The 12,769-nt window shown below is 68.1% G+C and carries 11 protein-coding genes; all 11 read right to left on the minus strand.

Annotated features, from left to right (window positions below):
- Positions 1-155 precede the first annotated feature (155 nt).
- The 11 genes from VH569_RS32635 to VH569_RS32685 all read right to left on the minus strand — a co-directional run bounded on the left by VH569_RS32635 (position 156) and on the right by VH569_RS32685 (position 12,708).
- Entirely contained in the window at positions 156-1,760 is a 1,605-nt protein-coding gene (locus VH569_RS32635; RefSeq protein ID WP_423321121.1) for a Na+/H+ antiporter, read from the minus strand.
- Positions 1,761-1,819: 59 nt separating this feature from the next.
- Entirely contained in the window at positions 1,820-2,266 is a 447-nt protein-coding gene (locus VH569_RS32640; RefSeq protein ID WP_423321122.1) for a DoxX family protein, read from the minus strand.
- Between the two features lie 81 nt (positions 2,267-2,347).
- Positions 2,348-4,231 (minus strand): amidohydrolase, encoded by a 1,884-nt coding sequence (locus VH569_RS32645; RefSeq protein ID WP_423321123.1) that lies wholly within the window; start codon positions 4,229-4,231, stop codon positions 2,348-2,350.
- 122 nt (positions 4,232-4,353) lie between these two features.
- Positions 4,354-4,620 (minus strand): XapX domain-containing protein, encoded by a 267-nt coding sequence (locus VH569_RS32650; RefSeq protein WP_423321125.1) that lies wholly within the window; start codon positions 4,618-4,620, stop codon positions 4,354-4,356.
- Positions 4,621-4,700: 80 nt separating this feature from the next.
- Positions 4,701-5,387 (minus strand): hydrolase, encoded by a 687-nt coding sequence (locus tag VH569_RS32655; protein ID WP_423321126.1) that lies wholly within the window; start codon positions 5,385-5,387, stop codon positions 4,701-4,703.
- Between the two features lie 157 nt (positions 5,388-5,544).
- Positions 5,545-6,381: an alpha/beta fold hydrolase gene (locus VH569_RS32660; protein WP_423321164.1), complete on the minus strand. Its 837-nt coding sequence runs from the start codon at positions 6,379-6,381 to the stop codon at positions 5,545-5,547.
- Between the two features lie 472 nt (positions 6,382-6,853).
- Positions 6,854-8,026: a Gfo/Idh/MocA family protein gene (locus tag VH569_RS32665; protein WP_423321128.1), complete on the minus strand. Its 1,173-nt coding sequence runs from the start codon at positions 8,024-8,026 to the stop codon at positions 6,854-6,856.
- Positions 8,023-9,090 (minus strand): sugar phosphate isomerase/epimerase family protein, encoded by a 1,068-nt coding sequence (locus VH569_RS32670; protein WP_423321130.1) that lies wholly within the window; start codon positions 9,088-9,090, stop codon positions 8,023-8,025. The genes VH569_RS32665 and VH569_RS32670 overlap by 4 nt, the downstream gene beginning before the upstream one ends.
- 101 nt (positions 9,091-9,191) lie before the next feature.
- Entirely contained in the window at positions 9,192-10,184 is a 993-nt protein-coding gene (locus VH569_RS32675) for a substrate-binding domain-containing protein (protein WP_423321131.1), read from the minus strand.
- Between the two features lie 24 nt (positions 10,185-10,208).
- Positions 10,209-11,183 carry an ABC transporter permease gene (locus VH569_RS32680; RefSeq protein ID WP_423321133.1) on the minus strand — a complete coding sequence of 325 codons (975 nt, stop codon included), beginning with the start codon at positions 11,181-11,183 and terminating at the stop codon, positions 10,209-10,211.
- Positions 11,184-11,193: 10 nt separating this feature from the next.
- Complete coding sequence (locus VH569_RS32685) at positions 11,194-12,708, minus strand: sugar ABC transporter ATP-binding protein (protein ID WP_423321134.1); 1,515 nt, start codon at positions 12,706-12,708, stop codon at positions 11,194-11,196.
- Positions 12,709-12,769: the final 61 nt, after the last annotated feature.

Below are 12,769 nucleotides of genomic sequence, written 5' to 3' on the forward strand. Positions count from 1 at the left end.
CCCCCTGGGGAGAGGGTCGGGGTGAGGGGGATGCACAGGGTGGATTTTGTGGGGAGCGGGAGGTGCGCGATGCTTGAAAATCCTCGCCGCGCGCCCCCCTCACCCTAACCCTCTCCCCGGGGGGAGAGGGGATCCTCCCGAGGGGGAGAGGCGCTTTACCCCGCAGCCTCCCCCTCCGCAAGCGCCTGCTCCGCGCCCAGTTCCTCCAGATCCAGTTCCGCCTCCAGCCGGTGCAGCACCGTGTCGTGGATGCGGCCGCCGCGGTGCAGGCCGAGGATCTCCGTGCGGGCGGCGCGGTTGGCGGCCAGGACGGCGGCGAAATGCTCGCGCCGGTCCTCCGTCAGCATGCCTTCGCTCTCAAAGAAGCGCTCGGCCATCGTCGCCCGGTGGCCGTACTGTTCGAGCAGGCGGGGGTGGCGCTGCCGGCCGTCGGCCGTGCCCGACCGCTCGCGCACCGCGTCCAGCGCCGCGCGGGCCATGCGGATGCGGGCTTCGGATTCCGACAGGGTCGGGCGGCGCTCCAGCGTGAAGCCGCCCAGCCGCATCCTGCGGATCAGCGGGGCGAGCGTGGTCGCCTGCCCCAGGATCGACACCAGGATCACCGCCCAGGTGGTCGCCAGGATGATGTCGCGGCCGGGAAACTCCACCGGCACCGACAGGGCGACGGCAAGGCTGACCACGCCGCGGATCGCCGCCCAGCCCATGATCACCGGCACCGCCACCGACGGGTAGGGGTCGCGCCGCCGCAGGCTTGGGAACAGGAAACGGGGCAGGTAGGTCGAGGGGAAGAGCCAGGCGAAGCGCGACAGGATCATCGCCAGCGTGACGGCGACGATCATCGGCAACAGGTCGGTCAGGCCGGTGCCGGCGGCCTCCAGCCGGCCCAGCACGCCGCGCAGCGACAGGCCAATGATGATGAAGACCATCGATTCCATCAGGAACACCGCCACCGCCCACACCGCGTTGGCGTGGGTGCGCAGCTGCGCGGTGAACAGGTCGTGCTGGCGCCGGCCCATCACCAGACCGCAGCCGACGGTGGCGAGCACGCCCGACACCTCCAGCGCCTCGCCGCCCAGATAGCTGCCCCAGGCGGCGAGGAAACCGCCGACGATGCTGAGCGGAACGTCGCGCAGGCGGCCCAGCAGCAGTGCCGCGATGTGGCCGAAGACCACGCCGGCCGCGACACCGCCGATGGCGAGCCACAGGAACTCCAGCGAGGCATGGCCGGCCTCGAAGGTGCCGGTCATGCCGGCGGCGATGGCGATGCGGAACAGCACCAGCCCGGTGGCGTCGTTCACCAGGCTCTCGCCCTCCAGCAGGGTGACGATGCGCGGCGGCAGCGGCAAGCCCTTCAGCGCCGCCTTGGCGGCCACGGCGTCGGGCGGCGACAGGATGGCGCCGAGTGTGAAGCAGGCGGCCCAGGGCAGCGACGGCATCACTAGATGAGCAGCCACCCCGACCGCCAGCGTGGTGAAGGCGACCGCCCCGACGGCCAGTTGCAGGATGATGCGCAGGTTGGCGCGGAAGTCGCTCCACACCGTGAAATAGGCGCTGGCGAATAGCAGCGGCGGCAGGAACAGCAGCAGGGTCAGGTCGGGATCGGGTGTGATCTCCGGCAGGCCGGGGATCAGGGCGAGCGCGATGCCGCCCAACACCAGCACGGCCGAGGGCGGCATGCGCAGCCGCTTGGCCGCAAGTTCCAGCACGATGATCGCCGCCATCAGGCCGAGGACGAGTTCGAACTGACCGGATGGCGACATGCTGGGGTCCGCTGTTCTCTTGTCGTGGAGGGCGATGAGGGCGGGGCGCTTTCCTTCGCTTACCGGTTCATGCCCAAGCGGCGGCGCATCCGCGAGACGATCGCGGCGAGCGCGAATCCGCCGACCAGCCCGATATGCTCGAAGAAGGCGTTGGTTGCCATGAAGCGCTCCTGACCGGCCATCGTCCAGAAGTCATTGGCGATCAGGGCGGCGAGAACGGTGAAGACGCCGAGCGCGCCGGCACCCAGCCACAGCGCGCGGTCCAGCAGGATCAGCAGCGGGCCGACCAGCTCGACCAGGATGGTCAGGGCCGCCCACAGGGCGGGTGGGGTGAGGCCGAAATGTGCCTGCTCGGCGACGGCGCCCGGCCAGTCGGTGAGCTTGACCAAACCGCCGAGGAGGTAGGCGCCGACCAGAGCCAGCCGGGCCAGCAGCCATGTGCCGTCCCAGTCGAGGATGCGGTCGACGATGCGTTCCGCCGGGTGTTCGAAGGAGCGGAGGGTCATGGCGGGTTTCCCAGTTTGGGAGAAGGTGGGAATCCCCCTCTCCCCGGAGGGGAGAGGGAACTCGCTTCGGGACGAGTGGGATCAAACCGCCCAGCAGCCGCAACCGAGCGCACCCCAGAAGGACTGCACGTCGGCGGCCGGCACGTCGGCGGCATAGGCGGCGGCGTGGTCGTGGCCGTGGACGCCGCAGCCGGTGGCACAGCCGCAGGCCGAGGCCAGCGCCTGGCGTTGGTCACCAGCGTCGGCCGACTTGTAATAGCCGCCGAAGGTGCGAACCGGCGACCAGTCCGGCATCGGCTTGGGCAGTTGCGGCGCCAACGGGCCGAAATCGCCCTCGCCATGCACCACCGCACCGCCGAGCATGGTCAGGACGGAGGTCAGATGGACGATGCGGTCCTCCGGCACCGAGAAGAAGTCGTCGGACAGCACGGCGAGGTCGGCGAGCTGGCCGGCCTTGATCTGGCCCTTCTTGCCCTGCTCGTTGGAGAACCAGGTGTTGGCCTCCGTCCACAGCCGCAGCGCCGTCTCGCGGTCCAGCAGATTGGCCCGCGGATAGAGGCTGAGACCGCCCACCGTCCGGCCGGTCACCAGCCAGGACAGCGAGACCCAGGGGTTGTAGCTGGCGACGCGGGTGGCGTCGGTGCCGCCGCCGACCGGCAGGCCGGCCGCCATCATCTTTGCAATCGGCGGGGTCCGTTCCGCCGCCTTCGCGCCATAGCGCTCGACGAAATATTCGCCCTGATAGGCCATGCGGTGCTGGACGGCGATGCCGCCGCCGAGTACGGCGATGCGGTCGATGTTGCGGTCGCTGATCGTCTCGGCATGGTCGAAGAACCAGTGCAGCCCGTCGAAGGGAACGTCGCGGTTGACCTTCTCGAACACGTCGAGCGCGCGGCTGATGGTCTGGTCATAGGTGGCGTGCAGGCGCCAGGGCCAGCGGTTCTCGGCCAGCAGGCGGATCACCGGCTCCAGATCGCCTTCCATGTTCGGCGGCATGTCCGGGCGGGCGACCCGGAAATCCTCGAAATCGGCGGCGGAATAGACCAGCATCTCGCCGGCGCCGTTGTGGCGGTAGCTGTCGTCGCCGTCGCCGGGCTTCACCTTCGACGCCCAGCCGGCGAAGTCGGCCAGCTCCTCCTTCGGCTTCTGGGTGAACAGGTTGTAGCTGATGCGTAGCGTCAGCTCGCCGTCGGCATGCAGCTTCTCGACGATGGCGTAATCGTCGGGATAATTCTGGAAGCCGCCGCCGGCGTCGATCACCCCGGTCACGCCCAGCCGGTTCATCTCGCGCATGAAATGACGGGTGGAGTTCAGCTGGTATTCGGGCGGCAGCTTCGGCCCCTTGGCCAGCGTCGAATAGAGGATCGTCGCGTTGGGCTGGGCCAGCAGCAGGCCGGTCGGGTTGCCGGCGGCGTCACGCACGATCTCGCCGCCGGGCGGGTTCGGCGTGTCCTTCGTGTAGCCGACGGCACGCAGGGCCGCGGCGTTCAGCAGGGCGCGGTCGTAGAGGTGCAGGATGAAGACCGGCGTGTCGGGGGCGGCGGCGTTCAACTCCTCGATGGTCGGCAGGCGCTTTTCGGCGAACTGGTGCTCGGTGAAGCCGCCGACGACGCGGACCCATTGCGGCGCCGGGGTGATGGCCGCCTGCTGCTTCAGCATCGCCATGGCGTCGGCGAGGCTCGGCACGCCGTCCCAGCGCAGCTCCATGTTGTAGTTCAGGCCGCCGCGGATGATGTGCATGTGGCTGTCGATCAGCCCGGGAATCACCCGCCGGCCCTTGGCGTCGATCACCGTCGCCTGGGGAGCCGCGGCGCGCACCTCCGCCTCCGTGCCGACGGCGAGGAAGCGGCCGTCACGGATGGCGATGGCGCTGGCCTGCGGGTTGGCGCGGTCGAGCGTGGTGACCTTGGCGTTGACGAGGATCAGATCGCCGGCGGCTTGATTCGGGGCGGCAGTGTTCGGCATGGCGGCATTCCCGGGTCTGGACGCGAGGGTGGACAGCAGCGGCGATGCTAGCAGGGAAGCGGCGGCGGTTCCCGCCATCGCTTTCCGGCGGTCGATGGGGCGACGGCCGATGGGGGGAGGCGTCAAGCCTTGTCTTCCTTGGCAGCCGGCGGCGTCTCCGCTCCGGCATGCGGCCCCAGCACATGGCGGGCGCAGTCGGTCTGGATGAAGGCGAGCACCGGCTCGCCGGCCACCAGCCGCTTGACGACGGGCACCACCTGTTCGCCGACCAGCATGCCGAGCAAACCGATCAGGGCGATGGTCGGCGGCGCCGGGGAACGGACGCCGATCAGCGCATAGATGACGCCGACCAGGATGCCGGCGCCGCCCGAAAGAAGATAGGGCATCATGGGGTCCGCTCTCCCGCTTTCTGGAATGGGGGCCGGSGCCCGGTCGGAACCGGGCGCCGGCAAGGGCATGCAGGCAGGGATCAGGCGTGCTCGTGCTTGAGGCCGCCGACCACATTGTGCGGGAATTCGCCGCGCTGCGGGGCCTTGTGGACCATGGTGTAGGCGTAATCGACGCCCATGCCGTAGGCACCGAAATGCTCGCGGACGATGTTCATCACGCCGTCGTAGCTCTCGCGCTTGGCCCAGTCGCGCTGGATTTCCAAGAGGACGTTGACCGCGGTGATGGAGTGGGCGCCGGCCTGCTCCATGCGGCGGACCGCGGCGTCATGGGCCTCCTTGGAGGTGCCGCCCGAGCAATCGGTGACGATGTAGACCTCGAAGCCTTCCTCGATGGCGCACAGGGTCGGGTACAGCAGGCAGGCCTCGGTCCACAGCGCGGCGATGACCAGCTTCTTCTTGCCGGTCGCCTTGACCGCGGCCACCAGCTCTTCGGAGTCCCAGCTGTTCATCGAGGTGCGCTCGATGGGATCCTGCTTCAGCACGTCCATCAGTTCCGGCCAGATGTAGCCGGAGAAGCTCTCGGTCTCCACGGCGGTCACGATGGTCGAGGCGCCGAACAGCTTGGCGGTCTTGGCCAGGGCGATGGTGTTGTTCTTCAGCTGCTGGCGGTCGATGTTGACCACGCCGAAGGACATCTGCGGCTGGTGATCGATGAAGATGAAGACGGTGTCGTCGGCGTTGATGAGCGACTTGGCGTTGAAGGTCATGATCGTTTCCTGTTCCGTGTGGATTTTTAAGGGGTTGGCTGCCGGTTTCGTCGGCGCCGCCGTCTGAAGGGACAATGGCACGGGGTGGTTCTGCGGGACAATCCGTTGGGTCGGAATATAATTGTTGCCGACAGGAGGACAGTGTCCCGCAGACCGGTCAGGCGCGGATGAAGGCCAGCAGTTCCTCGTTCACGAGGTCCTTCTGCGTGGTGCACATGCCGTGCGACCCGCCGGGAACGACCTTGAGGGTGCCCTTCGGCAGCAGCGCCGCGGCGGTCTTGCCGGTGGTGGCGAGCGGGACGACCTGATCGTCGTCGCCGTGCAGGACCAGCGTCGGGACGATCATCTTCTTCAGATCGTCGCGCTGGTCGGTCTCGGAAAAGGCCTTGATGCACTCATATTCGGCCTGAAGGCCGCCCATCATGCCCTGAAGCCAGAAGCTGTCGATGACGCCCTGCGAGACCTTGGCGCCCGGCCGGTTGTAGCCGTAGAAGGGGATGGTCAGGTCCTTGAAGAACTGTGACCGGTCGGCCTTCACGCTGGCGCGGATGCCGTCGAACACCTCCATCGGCACGCCGTCCGGGTTCCAGTCGGTCTTGACCATGATCGGCGTGATGGCGCCGATCAGCACCGCCTTGGCGACGCGCGACACACCGTGACGGCCGATGTAGCGGGCGACCTCGCCGCCGCCGGTGGAGTGGCCGACATGGACGGCGTTCTTCAGGTCCAGCGCCTCGGTCACCGCGGCCAGATCGTCGGCGTAATGGTCGAGATCGTTGCCGAAGCCCGGCTGCGACGACCGGCCATGGCCGCGGCGGTCATGGGCGATGGTGCGGTAGCCGTGCTGGGCCAGGAACATCATCTGGTCTTCGAAGGCGTCGCCGGTCAGCGGCCAGCCATGGCTGAAGACCACCGGCTGGCCGGTCTGCGGACCCCACTGCTTGACGTAGATCTGGACGCCGTCCTTGGTGGTGACGTGGCTGCCCTGGAGCATGGGTTTCGTTCCTTTGGTCTGGTCTGGGCGGGTGGCCGTCTTTTCGGCGGCGACGGCGGTGCCGGCGACCGCGGTCAGCAGGCCGCTGCCCGCGACGGCAAGGGCGGCGCTGCCGGAAAGGACCGTCCGGCGGGACGGATGGAAATCCTGGGTGGTCATGCGAAGTCCGTTCGGGGCCGGGCCGGCAGGACCGGCACCGGCTGTCTTGGTGAACGGATGTTAGGGAAATGGCCGGGTGGGGGATTGCCTCTTCGGAACGGCTTTTGCCGGTTCTGCGCATCCCGCACCGTAAACGCGAAAAAGCCTCAAGATCCCCTCTCCCCCCCGGGAGAGGGTTAGGGTGAGGGGGGTGCATCAGGAGGATTAGGGAGTGTGCGTGGCTTTACATTCCTTGCAAAGCCACGCAATGCATCCCCCTCACCCCGACCCTCTCCCCGGGGGGGAGAGGGGGATTTCGGTGGGGCGCAGGCAACTAACCAGCCAAGGACACCCAGGCAGCGTCGCGGCGGCTGGACTCGACGGCGCCATGGATGAAGCGCACGCCGCGCACCCCGTCCTCCACCGTCGGCAGCGGCACGTCGGCCGGGGCCGGGCGGCCGTCGATGCTGGCGGCGATGCGGTCGGCGGCATCGCGGTAGATCTGGGCGAAGCCTTCCAGATAACCCTCCGGATGGCCGGCGGGGGTGCGCGAGATGCCGCTCGCCGCCGGCAGGCTGCCGGCCCCGGCGCGCAGCAGGGTGCGGGTCGGCTCGCCCAGCGGGGTGAAGCGCAGCTCGTTGGGCTGCTCCTGCTGCCACTCCAGCCCGCCGGCCTCGCCGAAGATGCGCAGGCGTAGGCCGTTGGTGGTGCCGGGGGAGACCTGGCTGGCCCACAGCATGCCGCGGGCGCCGCCGTCGAAGCGCATCATGATGTGGGCGTTGTCGTCCAGCCGCCGGCCGGGCACGAAGGCGGACAGGTCGGCGGCAAGGTGGGTACAGTTGAGGCCGGTCACGAACTCCGCCAGATGGAAGGCATGGGTGCCGATGTCGCCGATGCAGCCGGCGATGCCGCTCTGCGCCGGGTCGGTGCGCCAGGAGGCCTGCTTATTGCCGCTGGCCTCGAGGTCGGTCGCCAGCCAGTCCTGGGCATATTCGGCCTGCACCACCCGGATGCGGCCCAGCAGGCCCGACGCCACCATGGCACGCGCCTGCCGGATCATCGGATAGCCGCTGTAATTGTGGGTCAGGACGAAGACGAGGTTGCGGCTGCGCACCAGTGCGGCCAGCTCCTCCGCCTCCGCCACCGTGTGGACCAGAGGCTTGTCGCAGATGACGTGGATGCCGGCTTCGAGGAAGGCCTTGGCCGCCGGGTAATGCAGGTGGTTCGGCGTGACGATGGCGACGGCGTCGATGCCGTCGGGGCGGGCGGCCTCGGCCGCCGCCATCCTGTGGAAGTCGTCGTAGCAGCGGTCGGGCGCCAGAAAAAGCTCCGTCCCGCTGGCCCGCGCCCGCTCAGGGCTGGAGGACAGGGCTCCGGCCACCAGTTCGTAACGGTCGTCGATGCGGGCTGCGATGCGGTGGACCGCGCCGATGAAGGCGCCCTGGCCGCCGCCGACCATGCCGAGCCTTAAGCGTCTCGACGACGCCGGTGCGTGATCCGGGCTCATGATGCCCCTTTCCCCAGACCGAGAATCCGGCGGTTGGCCGCCTCGTCGGTGCCGGCGTCGGCGAAATCGTCGAAGGCGCGGTCGGTGACGCGGATGATGTGGTCCTGGATGAAGCGGGCGCCTTCGGCGGCCCCCTGTTCCGGATGCTTGATGCAGCATTCCCATTCCAGCACCGCCCAGCCGTCGAAGCCGTACTGGGTCAGTTTGGAGAAGATGCCGCTGAAATCGACCTGCCCGTCGCCCAGCGAGCGGAAGCGCCCGGCGCGGTCCTTCCACGGCGCATAGCCGGAATAGACGCCCTGCCAGGGGGTCGGATTGAACTCGGCGTCCTTGACGTGGAACATGCGGATGCGGTCGCGGAACACGTCGATGTAGCCGAGATAGTCCAGCTGTTGCAGGACGAAGTGGCTGGGATCGAACAGGATGTTGCAGCGCTCATGCCCGGCGACCCGGTCGAGGAACATCTGGAAGGTCGTGCCGTCGAACAGGTCTTCGCCGGGATGGATCTCATAGCAGAGATCGCAGCCGGCCTCGTCGAAGGCGTCGAGGATCGGCCGCCAGCGCTTTGCCAGCTCGTCGAAAGCGGTTTCGATCAGGCCGGGCGGACGCTGCGGCCACGGATAGAGATAGGGCCAGGCCAGCGCGCCGGAGAAGGTGGCATGCGCGGTCAGGCCGAGGTTCGCCGACGCCTTGGCGGCGAGGTGCAGCTGTTCCACCGCCCAGGCCTGCCGGGCGTCGGGACGGCCATGGACCTCTGCCGGGGCGAAGCCATCGTAAAGTGCGTCGTAGGCGGGGTGGACGGCGATGAGCTGGCCTTGCAGGTGGGTCGACAGCTCGGTCAGTTCGACGCCGGCATCGGCCAGCGTGCCCTTGATCTCGTCGCAGTAGGTTTGACTGGTCGCGGCCTTGTACAGGTCGAACAGGCGTCGGTCCCAGCTGGGGATCTGCACGCCCTTGAAGCCGAGGCCGGCGGCCCAGCGGGCGATGCCGTCCAGCGAGTTGAAGGGGGCTGCGTCGCCCGCGAACTGGGCGAGGAAGATCGCCGGGCCTTTGATGGTCTTCATGGGTCAGGCTCCCCGGTTTTCGGGAGGTGTCGGCTGGCGGCTGTCCCGCTTAACCCTCCCCCGCTGGGAGGGGGAGGGTAAGGGGGCTGACGAACCAGGGGTCAGTACGGCGAATCCGGGAAGTAGAACTCCTTGGCGTTCTCCTTGGTGATCAGCGCCGACGGGATGATGTAGGTCGCCGGCAGCTTGTCGCCCTTCAGACGCGCTTCGGCGGTCATCTTGATGGCGTCGTAGATGAACTTCGGCGAATAGGACACGTCGGCGCGGATCAGCGGGTTGGAGCCGTCGAGGATGGTCTTCACCATCGTCTTGGATCCGGCACCGCCGAACACCTCCTTGATGTCGGTGCGCTTGGCCTGCTCGATGGCCTTCAGCACGCCGAAGGCCATGTCGTCGTCGGCGGCCCAGACGACGTCGATGTCCTTGAAGCGGGTCAGGAAGTCCTGCGTCACCTTGAAGGCGTCGTCACGGTTCCAGTTGGCGTATTTGCCGTCGAGGATCTTGATGTCGGGATACTGCTTCAGCACGCCGGTGAAGGCCTCCCACCGCTCGTTGTCGAGCGTGGTCGGGATGCCGCGGAGCGCCACGATGTTGGCCTTGCCGTTGTATTTCTTGGCGATGTATTCCGCCGGAATGCGGCCGAAGGCGGTGTTGTCGCCGGCGATGTAGGCGTCCTGCGCGCTCGGATCCGTCAGGCCGCGGTCGACGACGGTGACGTAGACGTTCTTCTTCTTCGCCTGCATGACCGGCTGGGTCAGGGCGGCGGATTCGAAGGGGAAGATGACCAGCGAGTCGATCTTGGTCACCGTCACCAGATCCTGAAGCTGGTTCGCCTGTTCCGGCGCGCCGCTGGCGGTCTTGACGGTGATCTTCAGGTTGGGATGGGCCTTCTCAAGCTCCGCCTTCGCCTGGTTGGCCCACCAGACGATGCCGCCGGTGAAGCCGTGGGTGGCGGCCGGGATGCTGACGCCCAGCTTCACCGTGTCCGCCGCGAAGGCGACGCCGCCAAGAGCGCCGCCGAGGGCGACCGTCGCGGCCATCGCCAAGCCCGTGCCGAGCACCATACGGCGGGTGTAACGCGCAACTTCCGACATGACGTTTCTCCTCCTCTTGATTTTTTAAGGACGCCGGCGCTGCAGGAAGGCGACGGCGATGATGACGCAGCCCTGCACCGCCGCGTTCAGGTAGACGCTGATGATGCTGGTCAGGTTCAGGATGTTGCTGATGACCGACAGCAGAACCGCACCGATCACCGTGCCGGCGATCCGTCCCTCGCCCCCCTTGAAGGAGGTGCCGCCGACGATCACCGCGGCGATGGCCTCCAGCTCCCACAGCAGACCGGTGGTGGGGGAGGCGGAGCCGAGGCGCGGCACATACAGCACCGTGGCGATGCCGACGCAGACACCGAGCAGGCCGTAGGTCAGCAACTTCACCCGGTCGACATCCACCGCGGCGAAGCGGGCGACCTGCTCGTTGGAGCCGATGGCCTGGACATAGCGGCCGAAGGCGGTGCGGTTCAGCAGGACGGCACCGGCGACCGACACCACCAGGAAGACCCAGACCGGCACCGGAATGCCCAGCAGGCTGCCGTAATAGACCGGGCCGTAGGCGTCCGACAGGTCGTTGTCCAGCGTAATGGCGCCGCCGTCGGCCAGCCAGGTCAACACGGCGCGGAAGATGCCGAGCGTGCCCAGCGTGACGATGAAGGGCTCGATCCGCCCGCGTGTGATCAGATAGCCGTGCGCCAGCCCGAAGCCGCCGCCCAGCAGCAGGGCGAACAGCATGCCGAGCGCCACGACGGCGACCGGCGAGCCGACCGACCCGGCCAGCGCATTCATCAGCAGGATCATGCCGCCGGCGATCAGCGCCGCCATCGACCCCACCGACAGGTCGATGCCGCCGGAGATGATGACGAAGCACATGCCGATGGAGATGATCCCGATGAAGGCCGTGCGGGTCAGCACGTTCATCATGTTGTCCCAGGTGGCGAAATCCGGGTTCAGCGCCGTGCCGACGATCAGCAGCAGCACCAGCCCGACGACCGGGCCGAAGCGGTGCGGATCGAAGCGGCGGGCCGGCTTGGCAGTGGACACGGTGCCGGCCTCAGTGACGGGCGTGGGCGCCGATGTCGGTGCCGGCGTTGGTCCCGATGGCATGGGCAATCAACTCCTCTTCGCTGAGCCGGTCGGCGGGCACGGTCGCGGTCACCCGGCGCCCGCGCATCACGATCACCCGGTGGCAGAGCCCGATCAGTTCGATCAGTTCCGATGAAATGACGATCACGCCGCGCCCTTCGGCGGCCAACCGCGCGATCAGGAAATAGATGTCCCGCTTGGCGCCGACATCGACGCCGCGGGTCGGCTCGTCCAGCACGAAGACGCGCGGATCCGGTTCCAGGAACTTGGCGATGGCCAGCTTCTGCTGGTTGCCGCCGGACAGCGACGATGCCGTGCCCTGCGGGTTGCCGCGGATGCCGAAATTCGCGACGGCATGCTCCAGCGCCCGATCCTCCGACGCTGGCGACAGCAGCGGCTGGGCATGGTGGCGCAGCGTCATCAGGGTCAGGTTGTCGCGCAGCCCCATGGTGACGTGCAGGCCCTTGCCCTTGCGATCCTCGCTGAGATAGGTCAGGCCGTTGCGCATCGCCTCGCGCGGGTTGCGCAAGGACACCGGGCGGCCTTCGATCTCGACCGTGCCGCCGCTGCGCGGGCGCAAGCCCAGGATGCCCTCGAACAGTTCGGTGCGGCCGGCGCCGACCAGACCGGCGAAACCCAGGATCTCGCCGGGATGGAGGTCGAAGCTCACATCCTCCGCCCAGCCCGGCACGGTCAGGCCGCGCACCGCCATCAGCGGCTTGCCGAGGGCGGGCATTCGCTTGTCCGGGAACATGTCGGTCAGTTCACGCCCGACCATCAGCGTCGCCATGCGCTGGCGCGGCGTCTCGGCGGTGGGGGCGCGGGCGACGAAACGGCCGTCGCGCATCACGATCACCTCGTCGGTGATGCGCTCCACCTCGTCCAGCTTGTGGGAGATGTAGACGATGGTGACGCCGTCCCGCCGCAGCCGGTCGATCAGCCCGAACAGCCGGTCGCACTCCGACGGCGTCAGGCTGGCCGTCGGCTCGTCCATGATCAGCAGGCGGGCGTTGCGCAGCTGCGCCTTGGCGATCTCCACCAGCTGTTTCTCGGCGACGATCAGGTCGCGCACCTTGGTGTCGGGATCGCGGTCGAAGCCGACCTGGCGCAGGGCGTTGGCCGCCTGCTCGCGCATCTTGCGGTCGTCGAGCAGCCAGCCGCGCTTGATCTCGTGGCCGAGGAACATGTTCTGGGCGACGGTCAGGTCGTCGGCGAGGCTGAGTTCCTGGTGGATCAGCACGATGCCGCGCTGTTCGGCGTCGCGGGAGTTCCGGAACGTCACCGCTTCGCCGTCGATGCTGAGCGTGCCGAAGGTCGGCGCGTGATAGCCGGCGAGGATCTTCATCAGCGTCGATTTGCCGGCGCCATTCTCGCCCAGCAGCCCATGCACCCGGCCCGGATGAAGGTCGAAACTGACGCCGTGCAGAACCCGTACGGGTCCGAATTCCTTGGTGATGCCGTCGAAGGCGACATGCAGGCTCATGGCTCCGCACCCCCTGACGGCCTCTCCACCAACCGCAAGCCTGCGGTGGAGCGGATACCGT

This window comes from Azospirillum sp. 11R-A (assembly GCF_049472615.1).
In the GTDB taxonomy this organism is placed as follows: Bacteria; Pseudomonadota; Alphaproteobacteria; order Azospirillales; family Azospirillaceae; genus Azospirillum; species Azospirillum palustre.

Bases quoted from the DNA above. Each gene is read 5' to 3' on its own strand.
- VH569_RS32635 (WP_423321121.1), bottom strand. From the start codon at position 1,760: ATGTCGCCATCCGGTCAGTTCGAACTCGTCCTCGGCCTGATGGCGGCG.
- VH569_RS32640 (WP_423321122.1), bottom strand. From the start codon at position 2,266: ATGACCCTCCGCTCCTTCGAACACCCGGCGGAACGCATCGTCGACCGC.
- VH569_RS32645 (WP_423321123.1), bottom strand. From the start codon at position 4,231: ATGCCGAACACTGCCGCCCCGAATCAAGCCGCCGGCGATCTGATCCTC.
- VH569_RS32650 (WP_423321125.1), bottom strand. From the start codon at position 4,620: ATGATGCCCTATCTTCTTTCGGGCGGCGCCGGCATCCTGGTCGGCGTC.
- VH569_RS32655 (WP_423321126.1), bottom strand. From the start codon at position 5,387: ATGACCTTCAACGCCAAGTCGCTCATCAACGCCGACGACACCGTCTTC.
- VH569_RS32660 (WP_423321164.1), bottom strand. From the start codon at position 6,381: ATGCTCCAGGGCAGCCACGTCACCACCAAGGACGGCGTCCAGATCTAC.
- VH569_RS32665 (WP_423321128.1), bottom strand. From the start codon at position 8,026: ATGAGCCCGGATCACGCACCGGCGTCGTCGAGACGCTTAAGGCTCGGC.
- VH569_RS32670 (WP_423321130.1), bottom strand. From the start codon at position 9,090: ATGAAGACCATCAAAGGCCCGGCGATCTTCCTCGCCCAGTTCGCGGGC.
- VH569_RS32675 (WP_423321131.1), bottom strand. From the start codon at position 10,184: ATGTCGGAAGTTGCGCGTTACACCCGCCGTATGGTGCTCGGCACGGGC.
- VH569_RS32685 (WP_423321134.1), bottom strand. From the start codon at position 12,708: ATGAGCCTGCATGTCGCCTTCGACGGCATCACCAAGGAATTCGGACCC.